This is a genomic window from Azonexus caeni (assembly GCF_048146105.1).
Classification (GTDB): domain Bacteria; phylum Pseudomonadota; class Gammaproteobacteria; order Burkholderiales; family Rhodocyclaceae; genus Azonexus; species Azonexus aromaticus_B.
The window spans coordinates 167,654-184,741 of the sequence record NZ_JBKJAD010000002.1; the positions used below are offsets into that span (position 1 = coordinate 167,654).

Here is a 17,088-nt window from a genome sequence, read left to right on the forward strand (position 1 = left end):
CTCAGGTCAGCACGAAGCCCTTGACCGGCGGCACCTGGCCCAACGGCGCCAGACCCGCCAACTCGCAGGTCGTGGTTTCGATGGTGTGGCATAGGGCGTCGAGCGCCAGATCGTTGGCTTCGGTGCCGAAAGGCTCCTCCAGTTGCTCGCCAACCGTTTCCAGCGCCAGGAAGGTATAGGCGACGAAAGTCGCGATCAGCGGCGTCAGCCAGCCCAGCGTCGTGGTCAGCCCAACCGGCAGCAACAGGCAATAGATGACGATGGTCCGGTTCATCAGGACGCGATAGGTATAAGGAATCGGTGTGTTGGCGATGCGTTCGCAGGCACCGGCAACCTCGCCCAGCCGATCGAGGTCGCCACCGAGCGCCAGCCACTCCATCTCGGCCAGTGCGCCGTCGCGGCGCAGCGCTGCCAGGCGCCGGGCCAGCGCGGCCAGAATCAACTGCGCCGGAAAACGCCCAGCCAACACCGCGTCGCACCATTCGGGCGGCAGCCGTACACTCAGGTCGGCTGCCGGATCGCTGCCGCGCAACTGGTGCTTGAGGGCAAAGGCAAAGGCGGCGATGGCGCGCGTCAGCTCGTGGCGCAGCGCTTCATGCTCGCGCCCCGGAAGCAGCGCGCACAGCTTGATGACCAGGTTGCGGGCGACGATCAGCAGCAAGCCCCACTGTTTGCGCGCCTCCCAGAAGCGCTCGTAGCTGACCGAATTGCGGAACCCCAGGAAGATCGCCAGGGCGATGCCCATCAGCGTAAACGGCGGAATGCTGAGGGCCGAATCGGGGTAATGCTGCATCCACCAGTCGCGCCCGAGGACACTGCCGACGGAGACTGCGAAAATCAGCAACAGGCGCCCGGAAATCTGCGGCAGAACCGAACCGCGCCAGACGAAAAGCAGGGGAAACCAATGGAGGCGCGGGCGGACGATCATCTTCGACGAGCCGCATCCGGTTCGCACAAGATGCGATGGATGCAAAAGAATATGGTGCCCAGGAAGGGACTCGAACCCCCACGTATTTCTACGCCAGAACCTAAATCTGGTGCGTCTACCAATTTCGCCACCTGGGCAGGCGGGCCGCATTCTAGCACTTAGTCGCCCCGCCCCCTATACTTGCCGCCCCATGCCCGTCGATCACTACGAAAATTTTCCGGTTGCTTCCTTCCTCGTGCCGGCGCCGCTGCGCCGGCCGATCGAGGTGATCTACCGCTTCGCGCGCAGCGCCGACGACATCGCCGACGAGGGCGAGGCGACGCCCGAGCAGCGTCTGGCCGAACTGGCCGCCTACCAGGCCGAACTCGACCGCATCGCCGCCGGCACCCCGCCGCAGACAGCACTGTTCGTCGACCTGGCCGACGTCGTCGCCGCCCACGCCCTGCCCGTCCAGTTGTTCCGCGACCTGCTCGACGCCTTCGCCCAGGACGTGGTCAAGACGCGCTACGCCGACTACCCGGAGCTGGTCGATTACTGCCGGCGCTCGGCCAACCCAGTCGGCCGGCTGGTGCTGGCCTTGTTCAAGCGCACTGGCGACACGCAACTGATGCAGTCCGACTGCATCTGCACCGCGCTGCAGTTGATCAACTTCTGGCAGGACATCGCCATCGACTGGCAGAAGGACCGAATCTACCTGCCGCAGGTCGAGATGCAGCGCTTCGGCGTCGGCGAGGACGATATCGCCGCCGGCCGTTGCGGCGAAGGCTGGGAAAAACTGATCGCTTTCCAGGTCGACCGGGCGCGCACCCTGATGCTGCGCGGGGCGCCGCTGGTCCATGCGCTGCCCGGGCGGATCGGCTGGGAAATCCGCCTAACCGTGCAGGGCGGCCTGCGCATTCTGGAACGCATAGCGCGCGTGCGCGGCGACGTCTTCCGCCACCGGCCCAAGCTGGGCAAGGCCGACTGGTTCGTGCTGCTCGCCCGTTCCATTAGAATGTGAGCCCATGAGCCCCGACCAATACTGCCAGGAGAAGTGCGCCAAGAGCGGCTCCTCCTTCTATTACAGCTTTCTCTTCCTGCCGCCCGAACGCCGCCAGGCGATCATGGCGCTGTACGCCTTCTGCCGCGAGGTCGACGACGTCGTCGACGAATGCTCCGACCTCTCGCTCGCCTCGACCAAGCTGGTCTGGTGGCGGATGGAGGTGCAGCGCGTCGCCGAGAAACAGGCCACCCACCCGGTCGGCCTGGCGCTGCAGGCGGTCGCCCCCGGCATCAACCTGCCGAGCGAGCAGTTGCTCGAAATCATCGACGGCATGGAGATGGACCTGCAGCAGTCGCGCTACCTCGACTTCAAGGGGCTGTCGCTCTACTGCTACCGCGTCGCCAGCGTCGTCGGCCTGCTCGCCGCCGAAATCTTCGGCTACCAGGACCGGCAAACGCAGAAGTACGCGCACGACCTGGGCATGGCCTTCCAGCTCACCAACATCATCCGCGACGTCGGCGAGGACGCGCGGCGCGGCCGCATCTACCTGCCGATGGACGAACTCAAGCAGTTCAACGTGCCCGCCGCCGACATCCTCAACGCCCGCTATTCGGACAATTTCACGGCGCTGATGCAGTTCCAGTACGAGCGCGCCCAGCGCTACTACGAACAGGCATTCGCCCTGCTGCCGGCGGTCGACCGCAAGAACCAGCGCCCCGGCCTGATCATGGCGGCGATCTACCGCACCTTGCTCGAAGAAATCCGCGGCGAGAACTTCCAGGTGCTGCACCAGCGCATTTCGCTGCCGGCGACGCGCAAGCTGTGGCTGGCGGCGAAGACCTGGATCAAGGGCTGAACGGGTGAAGGTCGCCGTCGTCGGCGCCGGCTGGGCCGGGCTCGCCGCCGCCGTCGACCTGACCCGGCGCGGCGCCGCCGTCACCCTCTACGAAGCCGGCCGCGTCGCCGGCGGTCGCGGGCGTTCGGTCAACATCGACGGGCGCACGCTCGACAACGGCCAGCACCTGCTGCTCGGTGCTTACCGCGAGACGCTGGCGCTGATGCGCTTGGTCGGCGCCGACCCGGATGCGCTGTTCGAGCGCCGCCCATTGCAAGTCGTCGACCGCGACGGTTTCCGCCTGGCGCTACCGTCCTGGCCGGCGCCGCTCAACGTCGCCTGGGGGTTGCTCACGGCTGCCACGGTCGACCTGCCGGAAAAGCTGAAAACCGCGCTCTGGATGCAGCACGTCAAATGGCGCGGCTTTCGCCTGACGCGCGACGAGAGCGTCGCCGACTGGCTCGACGCCGCCGGCCAGACCGGCGTCCTGCGTAAAAAGCTGTGGGAGCCGCTCTGCCTGGCGGCACTCAATACCCCGGCCGAACGCGCTTCGGCGCAATTGTTTGCGAATGTCCTGCGCGACAGCCTGGGCAGCCCGCACCGCGCCGACACCGACCTGCTGCTGCCGCGCCTGCCCTTCGGCGAACTGCTGCCGGAACCGGCCTGCCGCTGGCTCACGGCAAACGGCGCGACGCTGCGCTTCAGCCACCGGGTGCGCAGCGTCACCGATGCCTGCGTCGACGGCGAAGCCTACGATGCGGTTGTCGTCGCCGTCGCACCGCAACATCTGCAAGCGCTGCTACCGGAAGCCGACGCCTGCTTCGAATACGAACCGATTGCCACGGTTTACCTGCAATTTGCGGCAAATACCCGACTGCCCTTCCCGCTCCTGCACCTCGGCGGCGCCACCGGTGCCTGGGCAATCGACCGCGGCCACGGCCTGTTCGGCTGCGCAATCAGCGGCCACGGTGACTGGGAAGCCCGGTCGGACGAGGCGCTGGCAGGGGAAATCGAAACCGCGCTCGGCCTCGGCCCGGCCGACTGGCGGCGCGTCATCCGCGAAAAACGGGCAACTTTTGCCAGTCGCCCGCAACAGGCGCGACCGTCCCATATCACCGCCGACCCGCGCCTCATCCTGGCCGGCGACTACACCTGGGCCGACTACCCGGCAACGCTCGAAGGCGCCGTCAGGAGCGGCCGGCGGGCGGCCAGCGAAGTCCTGGCGAGAGCATCGACCATAGGCTGAACGATTCAGGCGAGCGGCAGCCGGTTCCCCGGCGGAAAGGCGGCGGTCGCCGCAAAGCAATCCAGTGCAGCGCGGATCGCCTCTTGCATCGGCGCCGCAAACGGATCGTGACCGACACCGGCGATGGCGTCCCAGGAAGCGTGCGGCAGACGCGCCAGCAACAAACGCGTCGCCGCTGCCGGACAGACATCGTCGGCCAGGCCCTGCACGACATGAACCGGCAGCGCCGCCGTAGCCAGCGCCGGGCTCGCGTCCAGAATGCCGTTCTCCGCCAGGAAACAATTCTGGCGGAAATAGTGACACTGCAGCCGATAGCGGCGCCGCAGTGCGTCGCGCTCACGCGCCGACAAGGGGCGCGCCGGCGCGCCGGCGAGCGCGCCTTCCCAGCCATGCCAGGCGGCAACCAAGGCCGCCTGCCGCGCTTCGCTGGCCGCGTGCAGGTCGGCGTCCAGCCACGGCAACATGGCGCCCGGCGCAGCCGGCGCGCCCAGTTCGGCCCAGGCAAGCCAGGCCGCCGGATGTTTCGCTTTCGCCCCGCCGAAGAACCACTCGAGATCGGCGCCCCGTGCCAGAAAGGGATTGCGCAACAGCAGCCCGCGCACGCACTCCGGGCGCGCCGCCGCATACAGCACCGCCAGCGTCGCCCCCCACGAGCCACCGACCACCAGCCAGCGCGCAATGCCAAGATGGACGCGCAAGCGGTCGAGATCGGCCAGCAGGTCGGCCGTGGTGTTGTTCTCCAGCCGGCCGGCCGGCTCGCTGCGGCCGGCCCCGCGCTGATCGGCCAGGATGACGCGGTAGCGGTCGGCGGCAAAGAAAACGGCGTGCGCCGCCGAGTTCCCCGACCCCGGCCCGCCGTGCACGACGACGACCGGGATGCCATCGGCCGCCCCGCGCTGCTCGTAGTGCAGACGATGCCCGCCGTCGACCGGCAGATAGCCGCTCGCCCAGGGTTCATCGGCCGGTGACAGGTAGCGCATGGGGGCATTCTAACCAGCACGGGCAGCCCATCCGTCATGAAAATCTGGAGATGCAAATCATGTTTCTCTGGACGCGCATCGGGCGCCGGCTTGCGATAGTTGATCCCAGCCGGTCGCCTGCTTCGACCAGCCAATCGCGACAACAACGTCACCCTATCCACCGACCAAGGAGACCAACTCATGAAATGGGAAACCCCGACCGCCTGTGATTTCCGCTTCGGCTTCGAAATCACCATGTACATCGCCGCCCGCTAAGCGCGCTGCCGTCGCCTGCTCCCAGCGGGCGACGGCTTTTTCCGGACCTCGATCATGAAACTCATCGTTCTCGGTGCCTCGGCCGGCGGCGGCTTTCCGCAGTGGAACTGCAACTGCCGCAACTGTGCCGGCGTGCGCGACGGCAGCGTGCGCGCCAAGCCGCGTACCCAGTCGTCGATCTGCGTTGCCGCCGACGACAGTCCGGACTGGGCGCTGCTCAACGCTTCGCCCGACATCCTGCAGCAGATCAAGGCGACGCCCGCCCTGCAACCCGCTCGCGCGCTGCGCGACACCGGCATCGGCGGCGTGCTGCTGGTCGATGGCCAGATCGATCACGCCACCGGTCTCTTCATGCTGCGCGAGCAGAAGACGCCGATGGCGCTGTGGTGCACCGACCCGGTTCATGAAGACCTGAGCACCGGCAACCCGGTGTTGCGCGTGCTCGAACACTATTGCGGCGTCGACCGCCAGCATATCCCGCTCGACGGCACGCCTTTCCGCATGCCCAAGGTGCCGGGCATCGAATTCTCGGCGCTGCCGCTCTCCAGCAAGGCGGCGCCCTACTCGCCGCACCGCGAGGCGTCGGTGGCCGGCGACAACGTCGGCGTCACCATCACCGACCTCAACAGCGGCAGGAAGCTCTTCTACGCCCCGGGCCTCGGCGCCCGCACGCCGGAAGTCCATGCCCGCCTGCTGGCAGCCGATTGCGTGATGGTTGACGGCACCTTCTGGACCGACGACGAGATGATCGCAGCCGGCCTATCGACCCGGACCGCGCGCGACATTGGCCACCTGCCGCAGTCCGGCCCCGACGGCATGATGGAATGGCTGGACGAACTGCCGCGCCATGTCCGCAAGATCCTCATCCACATCAACAACACCAACCCGATTCTCGACGAAGCCTCCGCCGAACGCGCCGAACTGACGCGCCGTGGCATCGAAGTCGCCGAGGACGGTTGGCTGATCCACATCTGACAACCGGAGAGACGAACCATGATCCGAGCCGACCTTCTGGCCGAACTGCACGACGCCGACGACGGCCGCCCCGCCTGGAGCCGCGAGGAATTCGAGCGGCAACTGCGCGAAAACGGCAAGGCCTACCATATCCACCACCCGTTCAACGTCATGCTGAACACCGGCCGCGCGACGCCGGAACAGATTCGCGGCTGGGTAGCCAACCGCTACTATTACCAGATCGCCATTCCGGTCAAGGACGCGGCGATCATGGCCAATTGCCCAGACCGCGAGGTAAGGCGCGGCTGGGTGCAGCGCATCCTCGACCACGATGGTTTCGAATACGGTCTGCCCGACGGCGAAAAATTGCGCGACGCCGGCGGCATCGAAGCCTGGATCCGCCTCGGCGAAGCCGTCGGCCTCTCCCGCGCGGAAATCACCGATCTGCGCCACGTCCTGCCCGGCGTGCGTTTCGCCGTCGACGCCTACATCAACTTCGCCCGCCGCGCGCCGTGGCAGGAGGCCGTCTGCTCGTCGCTGACCGAGCTGTTCGCCCCGGTGATCCACCGCCAGCGCCTGGCCACCTGGCCGGAGCACTATCCGTGGATCGAATCGTCCGGTCTGGAGTACTTCCGCAACCGGACCAGCCAGGCACCGCGCGACGTGATCCAGGGGCTCAACGTCACCCTCGATCATTTCCGCAACCGCGTCCAGCAGGAAAGGGCGATCCAGATTCTCCGGTTCAAGCTCGACATCCTGTGGAGCATGAACGACGTCATGGCCCAGCACTACGGCACCAACGGCGTCGCGGCCGAACGGCGGGCAGCATGAACGACGGCACGCCCCGCCTCGGCCACGGCTTCCGCTTCCAGTGGGAGCCGGCGCAGGACTGTCATGTGCTGCTCTATCCGGAAGGCATGATCAAGCTCAACCGCAGCGCCGGCGAAATCCTCGCCCGCTGCGACGGCACACGCAGCGTGCGCGGGATCGTTGCCGAACTCGAACAGACTTTCGCCACCGCCGGCCTGGCCGGCGAGGTCGAAAGCTTCATCGCCATCGCCGTCGAGAAGCGCTGGCTGCGCCTGGACCAGGAGACAAGATGAACGCACCGCGCCAACCCGGCCCGCCGATGTGGCTGCTCGCCGAGGTCACCTACCGCTGTCCGCTGCACTGCGTGTTCTGCTACAACCCGGTCGACTTCGCCAGCCACGAGCAAGAGCTATCCACCGACGACTGGCTGCGCGTGCTGCGCGAAGGCCGCGAACTCGGTGCCGTGCAATGCGGCTTCTCCGGCGGCGAACCGCTGCTCCGCGACGATCTCGAAATCCTCGTCGGCGAGGCCCGCCGGCTCGGCTACTACACCAACCTGATCACCTCCGGCGTCGGCCTCACCGAAGCCCGGCTCGATGCCTTCAAGGCCGCCGGGCTCGACCACATCCAGCTTTCCTTCCAGGATTCGACCCGCGAGATCAACGACTTCCTCAGCCACACCCGCACTTTCGATCTCAAGCAGAAGGTCGCCCGAATGATCCGCGAGCGCGGCTGGCCAATGGTGATGAATGTCGTCATCCACCGTCTGAACATCGGGCAGATCGGCCGCATCATCGAGATGGCCGACGAACTCGGTGCCGAATACCTGGAACTGGCGAACGCCCAGTACTACTCCTGGGCGCTGCTCAACCGCGAGCAACTGATGCCCAGCCGCGAACAGCTCCGGGCGGCCGAGGCCGTCACCAACGAATGGAAGGCCAAGCTGGCCGACCGCATGCGCATCCTCTTCGTGGTGCCGGATTACCACGAAGGCAAACCGAAGAAATGCATGAACGGCTGGGGCAACGTCTTCCTGACCGTGACCCCGGACGGCACCGCGCTGCCCTGCCACACCGCCCGCATGCTGCCCGGCCTGAGCTTCCCGAACGTCGCCGACAGCAGCCTGCGCGACATCTGGTACGACTCGCCGGGCTTCAACCGCTATCGCGGTACCGGCTGGATGAAACAGCCCTGCCGCGACTGCGAGCACAAGGAAGAAGACCTCGGCGGCTGCCGCTGCCAGGCCTATCTGATCGCCGGCGATGCCGAGGCCGCCGACCCGGTGTGTCCGAAAAGCCCCAAGCACGAGCGCGTGCTCGACGCGCTGGCGGCCGCCGAAAGGCCGGGCGCCGCGCAACGCCCGCTGATCTTTCGCGACCCGCAGGAAAGCCGGCGCCGCTGCGCCGAGGGCGCCTGAGCAGCGCCTGAGCAGCGCTCAGTCGGCCAGCCGGCCGGCCTGGATGCGCAGCACGCGGCCGCAGCGGGCGGCAATCGCCTCGTCGTGGGTGACCAGCACCAACGTCGTGCCCTGTTTGGCGTTGAGGTCGAACATCAACTCGATGACCTGCTGGCCGGTCGCCGCGTCGAGATTGCCGGTCGGCTCGTCGGCCAGCACCAGCCGCGGCGCCGGCGAAAAGGCGCGGGCCAGGGCGACGCGCTGCTGCTCGCCGCCGGAGAGGTGCTTCGGGTAGTGCTTGAGGCGATGGCCGAGGCCGACGCGCTCCAGCCAGTCGGCCGCCTGCGCCGCCGCGTCCTTGCGGCCGGCGAGTTCGAGCGGCAGCATGACGTTCTCCAGCGCGGTCAGCGCCGGCAGCAACTGGAAGGACTGAAAGACGAAGCCCAGGAGTTTGCCGCGCTGGACGGCACGCGCGTCCTCGTCGAGTGCGGCGAGCGAGACGCCGTCGAGGCGGATTGCGCCGGCCGAGGGAACGTCAAGCCCGGCGAGCAGTCCGAGCAGCGTGGATTTTCCCGAACCGGAGGCGCCGACGATGGCCACCGTCTCGCCCGGCATGACCGTGAAGGAAATATCCTGCAGAATCGTCAGCGGCGCGCCGCCGTTATCGACGGTCTTGCCCAGCCCTGTCACTTCAACCACCGGTTTTTCCGCCATGCGTGCTTTCCTGTTCCTGTTGTCGCTACTCGTTGTCGCCCCGTCGGCCTTCGCCGCCAAGACCATCCTGGTGATGGGCGACTCGCTTTCCGCCGGCTACGGCATCCGCCCGCAACAGGCCTGGCCGTCGCTGCTCGCCGAGCGGCTGGCCGATGAACGCCCGGATTATAGCGTCGCCAACCTGTCGATCTCCGGCGAAACCACGGCTGGCGGCCGCTCGCGTTTCACCGCCGCGCTGGCCGAGCACAAGCCGGCGGTGGTCATCCTGGCGCTCGGCGCCAACGACGGCCTGCGCGGCCTGCCCTTGAAGCAGATGGAAAACAACCTGGAAACGATGATCGCCGCCGCGCAAAAGGCCGGCGCCCGCGTGCTGCTCGCCGGCATGCGCCTGCCGCCGAATTACGGACCGTACGCCGAGCAGTTCTTCCAGCGTTTCGGCAGCGTCGCCAGGGCGGAAAAAACCGCCTACCTGCCCTTCCTGCTCGAACCGGTGGCCTCCCGCCCGGAACTGTTCCAGGCCGACGGCCTGCATCCGACCGCCGCCGCCCAGCCGCTGCTGCTCGACCACGTCTGGACAGCGCTGCGCCCGTTACTCAAATAGGACGGCGGGCGACGATGGCCTGGCGCTGGCAAGGTTTGGGCTCGCTCGCGTAGCCCTCGAAGAAGGCGATCTCCAGCAGCCCGGCCGCCGCCGCAACGCTGCGCAATTCGCCCGGGCGGAGCAGGAAATCGGGGTTCGACGGCTTCCCATACGCCGCATTGCCGTCCATGAAGGTCTCGTAGATCAGCACGCCGCCAGGCAGCAGCAGTGCCAGCAGATCGGGCAGCCGCGCTCGCCAGAGATAATTCGTGACGACGATGCCGGCAAAACGACGGCCGGCCAGCGGCCAGACTTCCCCCTCGAGATCCGCACAGACGGTGACGATGCCGGCCACGCCGGCCAGCCGTTCGAGCGCCGCCGCATCGCGGTCGACGGCGCATACCCGATACCCCAGTTCCGCCAGCCACCGGGCGTGGCGGCCGCTACCGCAGGCGAGGTCGAGCACCTCGCCGCCTGCCGGCAACAAGGCGCTGTAATGTTCGACCCAGGGCGATGGGCGTATCATGCCCGGCAGTTCATCAGAGGAGGTAAGCATGTCAGGCAACGTCACCGTCAGGGAAAACGGATTGGGAAGATACCAGCAGGAAGTCATCGCCGGCCAGCACCATCTGCTGGCAGGAGAACCGGCGGAACTGGGCGGAGACGACGCCGGTCCGGCCCCCTTCGATTACCTGATGGCGGGCCTCGGCGCCTGCACCTCGATCACCTTGCGCATGTACGCCGAACGCAAGGGCCTGCCGCTGCGCCAGGTCAGCGTCGATCTGTCGCTGCACAAGGTGGACGTTGATGGCGTCGCCCGCCACTGCATCCACCGTCAGATCACGCTCGACGGCGACTTGACTGCGGAACAGCGGCAACGCTTGCTGGAAATCGCCAACAAGTGCCCGGTGCACCGCGCCCTGTCGCAATCCTTCCTGCTCGATTGCGCGCTGACCGACTAAGTGTTTTCCGAGGGTAAATACCAATAGGCGATTCGTGGTATTACCCGGGCTGCCATGCGAGAATACCGCACTGCAGCATCCCTAAAATATCATCGCCTTAAGCGAGACCAGCCATGTTGGAACAGCACTATCTCACCGCGCTTTTCGAGCCGAAATCGGTCGCCGTGATCGGCGCCTCCGATCGCGAGAACTCGGTCGGCAACGTCATCTTCAAGAACATCCTCGGTTCGGGCTACAAGGGTCGCTTGTACGCGATCAACCCGAAACACGAGACGATCCAGGGCCAGCCAGCCTACAAGTCGATCGAGGAAATCGGCGCTCGCGTCGAGATGGCGGTGATCGCCACCCGGCCGCAGACGGTGCCGCAGATCATCGAACAGTGCGGCCGCAGCGGCGTGCGCAACGTCATCGTCATCGCTTCCGGCTTCTCGGAAGCCGGCCACATTGGCGCCGCGCTCGAGCGCAAGGCGATGGAAATTGCCCGCTCCTACAATGTGCGCGTCCTCGGCCCCAACTGTCTGGGCATCATCCGTCCCGAGCTTGGGCTGAACGCCACCTTCACCAAGATTTCGGCCGCCCCCGGCAACCTCGCCCTGGTCTCGCAATCGGGCGCCATGTGCTCGGCTGTACTCGACTGGGCCCAGGCCAATCAGGTCGGTTTCTCCTCGGTGATTTCGCTGGGCATGACCGCCGATGTCGATTTCGGCGAAATCCTCGATTACCTGATCTACGACAACCGCACCCACTACATCCTGATGTACGTGGAAGGCATCCGCAACGCCCGCCGCTTCATGAGCGCCCTGCGTTCGGCAGCCCGGATCAAGCCGATCATCCTGTTGAAGGCCGGTCGCCACGAGGCCGGCTCGCACGCCGCCCGTGTCCACTCGGGCATGGCGGCTGTTTCCGACACCGTCTTCGACGCCGCCGTACGGCGCGCTGGCGTCGTCCGCGTCAAGAACGTCGGTCAGTTGTTCTACGCCGCCAAGGCGCTGGCTTCCAAGTTCCGGCCACAGGGCGACCGCCTGGCGATCATCACCAACGGCGGCGGCCCGGGCGCGATGGCCGCCGACCGCGCCGGCGACCTGGGCATTCCGCTCGCCGAACTGTCGGCCGAGACGATGGGCAACCTGAACAAGGTGCTGCCGGCCAACTGGTCGCACAGCAATCCGATCGACATCGGCGGCGACGCAACTCCGGAGCGCTACCGCGACGCGCTGTTGTCAATCACCCAGGACCCCAACGTAGACAGCACCCTGGTCATGCTCTCGCCGCAGGCGATGACCGACCCGCTCGGGGTCGCCCAGGCCATCGTTGCAATCTCAGACAAGCTCAACCGCCGCATCATCTGCTGCTGGATGGGCGAGGCCCAGGTTGCCGAAGCGCGCAGATTGCTCGAAGACTCCGGCATTCCGGCCTTCCGCATGCCGGAAACGGCGATCGAGTTGTTCCACCACATCTCCAAGTACTACCGCAACCAGAAGCTGCTGCTGCAGACGCCGGAGCCGACCCGCCAGCACAACCGCCCCGAGGCTGAAGGCGCCAAGATGCTGATCGAGGCGCTGCTCGCCGAACGACGCAAGGTGCTGTCGGAAATGGAATCGAAGGCCATCCTGCGCGCCTTCAAGGTGCCGGTCGCCCAGACCATGGTCGCCCGCACCGCCACCGAAGCCCTGCTGCTCGCCGAGCAGATCGGCTTCCCGGTGGCGATGAAGGTCGATTCGCCGGACCTGCCGCACAAGTCCGACGCCGGCGGCGTCCGCCTCAACATCCAGAACGCGCCGGCGGTACGCAACGCCTACCACGACATCATCGAAACGGTGCAGAAGCGCAATCCGAACGCCAAGATCAATGGTGTCTCGATTGAGCCCTTCCTGTCCCGTCCGCACGGCCGCGAAATCATGATCGGCGTGCTGCGCGACCCGATCTTCGGGCCGGTCATCACTTTCGGTGCTGGCGGCTTCGACAACGAAATCTTCAGCGACCGTTCGGTCGCCCTGCCGCCGCTGAACAAGTTCCTGGCCAAGGACCTGATCGACTCGACGCGTACCGCCAAGATCCTCGACCAGTTCCACAACATGCCGCCAGTCGACCGCGAAGCGCTCAAGGAAGTCCTGCTCTGCATCTCGGAAATGGTCTGCGAACTGCCGTGGATCATCGAGATGGACCTCAACCCGCTGATCGTCGACGAGCATGGCGCCATCGCCGCCGATGCGCGCATCGTCATCGACCACGCCAGCAGCAGTTCCGGTGACCGCTACGCGCACATGGCGATCTACCCGTATCCGGTGCACCTGGTCCAGGAATGGACGATGAACGACGGCCAGGTCGTCACCGTCCGTCCGATCCGCCCGGAAGACGCCGACCTGGAACAGGAATTCGTCAAATCGATGTCCGACGAATCGCGCTACTACCGCTTCATGGACACCCTGCGCGAACTGACCCAGACCATGCTGGTGCGCTTCACGCAGATCGACTACGACCGTGAAATGGCACTCGTGGCGACCATCGCCGATGACGAAACCGGCAAGGAAAAGCAGATCGGCGTCGCCCGCTACGTGCTCAACCCGGACGGCGAGTCGGTCGAGTTCGCTCTCGCCGTCGGCGACGACTGGCAGAAGCACGGCGTCGGCCGCAAACTGATGACGGCGCTGATCGACTGTGCCCGCACCAAGGGTTACCGCGCCGTCGTCGGCGACGTACTGTCGACCAACACCAAGATGTTCCGTCTGATGACCAGCCTCGGTTTCACCATCCACCCGCACCCGGAAGACACCGCGGTCAAGCGCGTGGTCAAACCGCTGACCGGCTGATCGGCGTCGCGCCCACAAAAAAGCCGGGGTTGCGACCCCGGCTTTTTCATTGGTAGAACGGCTGTGGCTTATTCGCCGAAGAAATTGATGTCGTAAGGATAGGGCTTCTGCGCCACCTTCGACTCGGCGTTGCGCGCCGTCGTCTCGACATCCTGCGGTTTGTCCCACCACAGCGCGCGCCCGGCCTTCTGGTCGGCGACCCACTGCGGATTCTTTTCCAGCTGCTCGTTCATCCAGCGCGTGTGATCGGACACGTACCCACTATCGACGACACCCATGTTGCGAACCTCGGACGGATTGAAGAATGGCCGCGATTCTAGCACGTCAATGGACGACGATCGGTGTTGCAACGCCGCTGCAGTATTCGTCGAGAAAGGCGTCGATGGTTTCGATGTCGCGCGCCGCCTCGGGAATGCCGTCGATCGCCGCCCGGAAACTCCACGCTTCGATACCGTGCAGGAACAACATGCGTCGACTGTCCTTGTCCACCAGTTCGAAGCCCTGGCAAGACGGATAAGCCAGTACGGAAAAATGCTCGCTGTCGTAGACGATGTTCATGAGCTGACTCCTTTATCTCGCATCTCACGACTTCAATTACGGCCGCCAGGGCCAGTTTTCAAGAGCAGCGAACGCATTCGCAAAAGATTTTTTCATGCAATCCATTTCGCATTAAAAAATCACGCCTTGCAAAACATCAGCTTTTTCTTATAATCAATGACGGTAAGCCTGCGATTGCGGGATGTTTCGGCTTGGGGAGGCCGGACGCTCGCGCCATATACGAAGCCTGAGGAAATCACATGAAACTTCATGTGCACTTTGTCGTGGGCGCCTGCCTGTCGTTCTGCGCACTTTTCGCGCACGGCACTCAGGAACCCGCACCGCCAGCCGCTGCCGTCAAGCAGCCATCCACGTCAACCACCGACCACAGCAAGCTCGAAGCCCTCAAGGGCCCCTTCACTTCCGGACCGGAAGTGACCAAGGCTTGCCTGAGCTGCCACAACACGGCGGGACACCAGGTCATGAACAGCATCCACTGGACCTGGGAAGCAAAAAGCAAGACCACCGGCAAGACCCTCGGCAAAAAATGGGCGGCCAACAATTTCTGCGGCTCGCCGATCTCCAACGAACCACGCTGCACGAGCTGTCATGCCGGCTATGGCTGGAGCGGCAAGGACTTCGACTTCACCAAACAGGAAAACGTTGACTGTCTGGCCTGTCACGACAATACCGGCACCTACAAGAAGTTCAGCACAGACGCCGGTCATCCGCTGTACGCCGACCGCGAATTCGAACCGATGGAAGGCCCGCCAGGCAAGAAACCCTTCAAGGCCCCCGACCTGACCAAAATCGCCCAGCACGTCGGCAAGCCTGGCCGTAGCAACTGCGGCAATTGCCATTTCAATGGCGGTGGCGGCGATGCGGTGAAGCACGGCGACCTTGACTCCTCGCTGAAGAATCCACCGCGCGAACTCGACGTGCACATGGCCAAGGAGGGGGCCAACCTGGTCTGCGCCGACTGCCACACCTTCAACGCCCACCAGCCGTCGGGCAGCCGCTACGCGGTCAACCCGAAGGACACCCACGGTTTCGATCTGCCCAAGGACGACCACAATCGCGCCACCTGCGAATCCTGTCACAGCCAGACGCCACACAAGCAGGCCAAGATCAACAACCACGCCAAAAAGGTGGCCTGTCAGACCTGCCACATCCCGGAATTCGCCCGTGGCGGCATTGCCACCAAGATGTTATGGGACTGGTCAACCGCCGGCAAGATGGGCCCGGACGGCAAGCCCCTGTTCATCAAGGACGATCACGGCCATCTGAAATACTCGGCGGCCAAGGGTGACTTCAAGTACGGCGAGAATGTCCGCCCCGAGTACAAGTGGTACAACGGTACCGTTGAACAGGTTTCGATTGTCGATAAGCTGGACCAGTACATCGACAAGGACGGCGTCCTCGAACTGAACCGCATCCAGGGTTCGGCCAGCGACGAGAATGCCCGCATCTGGCCGTTCAAGGTGATGCACGGCAAGCAGGCCTACGACCCAGTCAACAACACTCTTGTGGTCAACCATGTGTTCGGCGACGACGACACCGCCTTGTGGAAGAACTATGACTTCGCGAAGTCGATCAAGGCCGGGATGGACTACGCCGGCCTGCCCTACAGCGGCAAGTTCGACTTCATCGAGACGCGGATGAACTGGTTCATCACCCACATGGTTGCGCCCAAGGAAAAGGCCGTGCCCTGTGCCGAATGCCATACCCGCGCCGCCGACGGCCGTCTGGCTTCGATCACCGGCGTCTATCTGCCCGGCCGCGATCACAATCCCCTGGTCGACCTGTTCGGCGGGCTGGCGATCGCCGGCGCCATCGGCGGCGGCCTGATCCATGGCCTGGTCCGCATCGTCACCCGTCGCCGCAAGGAGCAAAATCAATGAGTGCAGAACGCATCTACATCTACAAGCGCTACGAGCGCTTCTGGCACTGGTCGCAGGCCCTGCTGATCATCGGCATGATGATCACCGGCTTCGAGGTGCATGGCACCTACACCTTGCTCGGCTTCCAGAAGGCAGTCCAACTGCACACGCTGGCGGCGTGGACGCTGCTCACGCTATGGGCGTTCACGATCTTCTGGCAATTCACCACCGGCGAGTGGCGGCAGTACCTGCCGTCGCTGAAGAACGTGCTGGCAATGGTCAATTACTACCTGATCGGCATCTTCCGCGATGCGCCGCACCCCTTCCGCAAGACCGTGGTACAGAAACACAATCCGCTGCAGCGCCTGGCCTACCTCGCATTGCTCGCGGTGATCTCGCCGCTGATCTGGATTTCCGGGCTGTTCTACCTGTTCTATGGCAACTGGCAGCAACTCGGCATCGACCGTTACCTGACGCTGGAATGGGTGGCCGTCGCCCACACCCTGGGCGCCTTCCTGATCACCGCCTTCTTCTTCATCCACGTCTATCTGACGACCACCGGCCACACCGTCTTCGCCCACATCAAGGCGATGGTCACCGGCTGGGAAGAGGTCGACGAGCACCACAAGGCGCACTGAGCGAAACGATTTACCTTGCGTGTTTATGGCGGGGATATTCCCCGCCATTTTTTTGTCCCGCAGCCGGGCAGCGCCCTACTTCAACGCATCCTGCAGACTCTTCGCGTCGCAGGCATGGCTGGCCTCGCCGAGCTTTCCTGCTGTCACCGGCAGCAGCGTGACGCAGTTCTCGCGCGCCGGAAGCATCGCCAGATCGCCGGCTTCGCGCCCGAGAACGATGGCGTAGGGCTTGTCACGCAGCTTCGGCAAGGCGAACATGCGCGTCACCAGACTTGGCATCTTGTGGATGTCGGCCAGATAGACGCGCTTCGTCCGTGGCAGCCAGTCGGCCGGCTGCTGGTCGAGCCAGTCGGTGACCAGCGCCGACCCTGCCTTGTCGGCAGCGAAGATGATCTGCTGCAGATCGCCGGGAATGCTGGCCGGCTTGTCGTGCTGATCCTTGAGTTGCAGGCGGGGCATGGGATCGCCGGCGCGCAAGACGGGAACTTGCGCCAGCGCGGGCAAGGTGAGGCAGGCCAGACTGAGGGAAAGCAGGGTTTTCTTCATGGAAGCACCGTCAGGAGTAAAAAAAACCAATGCCC

At 65.1% G+C, this 17,088-nt stretch carries 20 protein-coding genes and 1 tRNA gene; 13 read left to right on the forward strand and 8 right to left on the reverse strand.

The features are described 5' to 3' along the window. Position 1 precedes the first annotated feature (1 nt). Both ACLIIZ_RS03855 and ACLIIZ_RS03860 read right to left on the reverse strand, forming a co-directional pair. The gene (locus ACLIIZ_RS03855) at positions 2-928 is read right to left on the reverse strand and encodes a bestrophin family protein (protein ID WP_416690877.1); all 927 of its coding nucleotides are present in this window, start codon (positions 926-928) and stop codon (positions 2-4) included. A 52-nt stretch (positions 929-980) separates the two neighbouring features. Further along, positions 981-1,065 (reverse strand) — tRNA-Leu (locus ACLIIZ_RS03860). 53 nt (positions 1,066-1,118) lie between these two features. On the opposite strand from ACLIIZ_RS03860, the gene hpnC reads away from it, so the two are divergent. The 3 genes from hpnC to hpnE are packed head-to-tail and all read left to right on the forward strand — an operon-like array spanning position 1,119 to position 3,991. Further along, complete coding sequence (gene hpnC, locus ACLIIZ_RS03865; protein WP_416690878.1) at positions 1,119-1,928, forward strand: squalene synthase HpnC; 810 nt, start codon at positions 1,119-1,121, stop codon at positions 1,926-1,928. A gap of 4 nt (positions 1,929-1,932) precedes the next feature. Beyond that, positions 1,933-2,766 carry a presqualene diphosphate synthase HpnD gene (hpnD, locus tag ACLIIZ_RS03870; RefSeq protein ID WP_416690879.1) on the forward strand — a complete coding sequence of 278 codons (834 nt, stop codon included), beginning with the start codon at positions 1,933-1,935 and terminating at the stop codon, positions 2,764-2,766. A gap of 4 nt (positions 2,767-2,770) precedes the next feature. Then, positions 2,771-3,991 (forward strand): hydroxysqualene dehydroxylase HpnE, encoded by a 1,221-nt coding sequence (hpnE, locus tag ACLIIZ_RS03875; protein ID WP_416690880.1) that lies wholly within the window; start codon positions 2,771-2,773, stop codon positions 3,989-3,991. Between the two features lie 5 nt (positions 3,992-3,996). Here the strand turns inward: hpnE and ACLIIZ_RS03880 are convergent, their stop codons facing one another. Next, entirely contained in the window at positions 3,997-4,971 is a 975-nt protein-coding gene (locus ACLIIZ_RS03880; RefSeq protein WP_416690881.1) for an alpha/beta fold hydrolase, read from the reverse strand. A gap of 180 nt (positions 4,972-5,151) precedes the next feature. Between ACLIIZ_RS03880 and pqqA the strand changes: the two genes are divergently transcribed. Genes pqqA through pqqE form a run of 5 tightly spaced genes read left to right on the forward strand, consistent with a single transcriptional unit; the run spans position 5,152 to position 8,407 of the window. Beyond that, positions 5,152-5,226, forward strand: coding sequence for a pyrroloquinoline quinone precursor peptide PqqA (gene pqqA / locus ACLIIZ_RS03885; RefSeq protein ID WP_141353941.1), 75 nt, complete (start codon positions 5,152-5,154; stop codon positions 5,224-5,226). A gap of 54 nt (positions 5,227-5,280) precedes the next feature. After that, positions 5,281-6,201, forward strand: a complete 921-nt coding sequence (gene pqqB, locus ACLIIZ_RS03890) for a pyrroloquinoline quinone biosynthesis protein PqqB (protein ID WP_416690882.1) — start codon at positions 5,281-5,283, stop codon at positions 6,199-6,201. 18 nt (positions 6,202-6,219) lie between these two features. Beyond that, the gene (gene pqqC / locus ACLIIZ_RS03895) at positions 6,220-7,011 is read left to right on the forward strand and encodes a pyrroloquinoline-quinone synthase PqqC (protein ID WP_416690883.1); all 792 of its coding nucleotides are present in this window, start codon (positions 6,220-6,222) and stop codon (positions 7,009-7,011) included. Continuing rightward, positions 7,008-7,283: a pyrroloquinoline quinone biosynthesis peptide chaperone PqqD gene (pqqD, locus tag ACLIIZ_RS03900; protein WP_416690884.1), complete on the forward strand. Its 276-nt coding sequence runs from the start codon at positions 7,008-7,010 to the stop codon at positions 7,281-7,283. The genes pqqC and pqqD overlap by 4 nt, the downstream gene beginning before the upstream one ends. Next, a complete protein-coding gene (pqqE, locus tag ACLIIZ_RS03905) occupies positions 7,280-8,407 on the forward strand; it encodes a pyrroloquinoline quinone biosynthesis protein PqqE (protein WP_416690885.1) in 1,128 nt (375 codons plus the stop codon). Before pqqD ends, pqqE begins: the two co-directional genes overlap by 4 nt. Positions 8,408-8,425: 18 nt before the next feature. Here pqqE and ACLIIZ_RS03910 read toward each other — a convergent pair whose 3' ends face one another. Beyond that, on the reverse strand, positions 8,426-9,100 hold the full coding sequence (locus tag ACLIIZ_RS03910; RefSeq protein ID WP_416690886.1) for an ABC transporter ATP-binding protein: 675 nt from the start codon (positions 9,098-9,100) through the stop codon (positions 8,426-8,428). On the opposite strand from ACLIIZ_RS03910, the gene ACLIIZ_RS03915 reads away from it, so the two are divergent. Further along, positions 9,099-9,701, forward strand: coding sequence for an arylesterase (locus ACLIIZ_RS03915; protein ID WP_416690887.1), 603 nt, complete (start codon positions 9,099-9,101; stop codon positions 9,699-9,701). The two genes, ACLIIZ_RS03910 and ACLIIZ_RS03915, sit on opposite strands and share 2 nt — an antisense overlap. On the opposite strand, the gene ACLIIZ_RS03920 is transcribed toward ACLIIZ_RS03915, so the two are convergent. Beyond that, positions 9,694-10,236 (reverse strand): class I SAM-dependent methyltransferase, encoded by a 543-nt coding sequence (locus ACLIIZ_RS03920; RefSeq protein ID WP_416690888.1) that lies wholly within the window; start codon positions 10,234-10,236, stop codon positions 9,694-9,696. The genes ACLIIZ_RS03915 and ACLIIZ_RS03920 overlap by 8 nt on opposite strands. Between ACLIIZ_RS03920 and ACLIIZ_RS03925 the strand changes: the two genes are divergently transcribed. Further along, a complete protein-coding gene (locus ACLIIZ_RS03925) occupies positions 10,235-10,642 on the forward strand; it encodes an OsmC family protein (protein WP_416690889.1) in 408 nt (135 codons plus the stop codon). The genes ACLIIZ_RS03920 and ACLIIZ_RS03925 overlap by 2 nt on opposite strands. 113 nt (positions 10,643-10,755) lie before the next feature. Continuing rightward, positions 10,756-13,452 carry a bifunctional acetate--CoA ligase family protein/GNAT family N-acetyltransferase gene (locus ACLIIZ_RS03930; protein WP_416690890.1) on the forward strand — a complete coding sequence of 899 codons (2,697 nt, stop codon included), beginning with the start codon at positions 10,756-10,758 and terminating at the stop codon, positions 13,450-13,452. A gap of 68 nt (positions 13,453-13,520) precedes the next feature. Here ACLIIZ_RS03930 and ACLIIZ_RS03935 read toward each other — a convergent pair whose 3' ends face one another. Next, positions 13,521-13,730 carry a DUF3460 family protein gene (locus tag ACLIIZ_RS03935; RefSeq protein ID WP_374326317.1) on the reverse strand — a complete coding sequence of 70 codons (210 nt, stop codon included), beginning with the start codon at positions 13,728-13,730 and terminating at the stop codon, positions 13,521-13,523. Positions 13,731-13,776: 46 nt separating this feature from the next. Next, positions 13,777-14,010 (reverse strand): DUF3567 family protein, encoded by a 234-nt coding sequence (locus tag ACLIIZ_RS03940; protein WP_416690891.1) that lies wholly within the window; start codon positions 14,008-14,010, stop codon positions 13,777-13,779. Positions 14,011-14,249: 239 nt separating this feature from the next. On the opposite strand from ACLIIZ_RS03940, the gene ACLIIZ_RS03945 reads away from it, so the two are divergent. Both ACLIIZ_RS03945 and ACLIIZ_RS03950 read left to right on the forward strand, forming a co-directional pair. Further along, positions 14,250-15,890 carry a tetrathionate reductase family octaheme c-type cytochrome gene (locus ACLIIZ_RS03945; RefSeq protein WP_416690892.1) on the forward strand — a complete coding sequence of 547 codons (1,641 nt, stop codon included), beginning with the start codon at positions 14,250-14,252 and terminating at the stop codon, positions 15,888-15,890. Beyond that, positions 15,887-16,507 (forward strand): cytochrome b/b6 domain-containing protein, encoded by a 621-nt coding sequence (locus tag ACLIIZ_RS03950; protein ID WP_416690893.1) that lies wholly within the window; start codon positions 15,887-15,889, stop codon positions 16,505-16,507. Before ACLIIZ_RS03945 ends, ACLIIZ_RS03950 begins: the two co-directional genes overlap by 4 nt. Positions 16,508-16,582: 75 nt before the next feature. Here the strand turns inward: ACLIIZ_RS03950 and ACLIIZ_RS03955 are convergent, their stop codons facing one another. Next, positions 16,583-17,053 carry a hypothetical protein gene (locus ACLIIZ_RS03955; RefSeq protein ID WP_416690894.1) on the reverse strand — a complete coding sequence of 157 codons (471 nt, stop codon included), beginning with the start codon at positions 17,051-17,053 and terminating at the stop codon, positions 16,583-16,585. Positions 17,054-17,088: the final 35 nt, after the last annotated feature.

Bases quoted from the DNA above. Each gene is read 5' to 3' on its own strand.
- ACLIIZ_RS03880 (WP_416690881.1), bottom strand. From the start codon at position 4,971: ATGCGCTACCTGTCACCGGCCGATGAACCCTGGGCGAGCGGCTATCTG.
- hpnC (WP_416690878.1), top strand. From the start codon at position 1,119: ATGCCCGTCGATCACTACGAAAATTTTCCGGTTGCTTCCTTCCTCGTG.
- pqqC (WP_416690883.1), top strand. From the start codon at position 6,220: ATGATCCGAGCCGACCTTCTGGCCGAACTGCACGACGCCGACGACGGC.
- pqqB (WP_416690882.1), top strand. From the start codon at position 5,281: ATGAAACTCATCGTTCTCGGTGCCTCGGCCGGCGGCGGCTTTCCGCAG.
- pqqD (WP_416690884.1), top strand. From the start codon at position 7,008: ATGAACGACGGCACGCCCCGCCTCGGCCACGGCTTCCGCTTCCAGTGG.
- ACLIIZ_RS03940 (WP_416690891.1), bottom strand. From the start codon at position 14,010: ATGAACATCGTCTACGACAGCGAGCATTTTTCCGTACTGGCTTATCCG.
- ACLIIZ_RS03945 (WP_416690892.1), top strand. From the start codon at position 14,250: ATGAAACTTCATGTGCACTTTGTCGTGGGCGCCTGCCTGTCGTTCTGC.
- pqqE (WP_416690885.1), top strand. From the start codon at position 7,280: ATGAACGCACCGCGCCAACCCGGCCCGCCGATGTGGCTGCTCGCCGAG.
- ACLIIZ_RS03930 (WP_416690890.1), top strand. From the start codon at position 10,756: ATGTTGGAACAGCACTATCTCACCGCGCTTTTCGAGCCGAAATCGGTC.
- ACLIIZ_RS03855 (WP_416690877.1), bottom strand. From the start codon at position 928: ATGATCGTCCGCCCGCGCCTCCATTGGTTTCCCCTGCTTTTCGTCTGG.
- ACLIIZ_RS03935 (WP_374326317.1), bottom strand. From the start codon at position 13,730: ATGGGTGTCGTCGATAGTGGGTACGTGTCCGATCACACGCGCTGGATG.
- ACLIIZ_RS03910 (WP_416690886.1), bottom strand. From the start codon at position 9,100: ATGGCGGAAAAACCGGTGGTTGAAGTGACAGGGCTGGGCAAGACCGTC.
- ACLIIZ_RS03955 (WP_416690894.1), bottom strand. From the start codon at position 17,053: ATGAAGAAAACCCTGCTTTCCCTCAGTCTGGCCTGCCTCACCTTGCCC.
- ACLIIZ_RS03925 (WP_416690889.1), top strand. From the start codon at position 10,235: ATGTCAGGCAACGTCACCGTCAGGGAAAACGGATTGGGAAGATACCAG.
- hpnD (WP_416690879.1), top strand. From the start codon at position 1,933: ATGAGCCCCGACCAATACTGCCAGGAGAAGTGCGCCAAGAGCGGCTCC.
- ACLIIZ_RS03920 (WP_416690888.1), bottom strand. From the start codon at position 10,236: ATGCTTACCTCCTCTGATGAACTGCCGGGCATGATACGCCCATCGCCC.
- ACLIIZ_RS03915 (WP_416690887.1), top strand. From the start codon at position 9,099: ATGCGTGCTTTCCTGTTCCTGTTGTCGCTACTCGTTGTCGCCCCGTCG.
- ACLIIZ_RS03950 (WP_416690893.1), top strand. From the start codon at position 15,887: ATGAGTGCAGAACGCATCTACATCTACAAGCGCTACGAGCGCTTCTGG.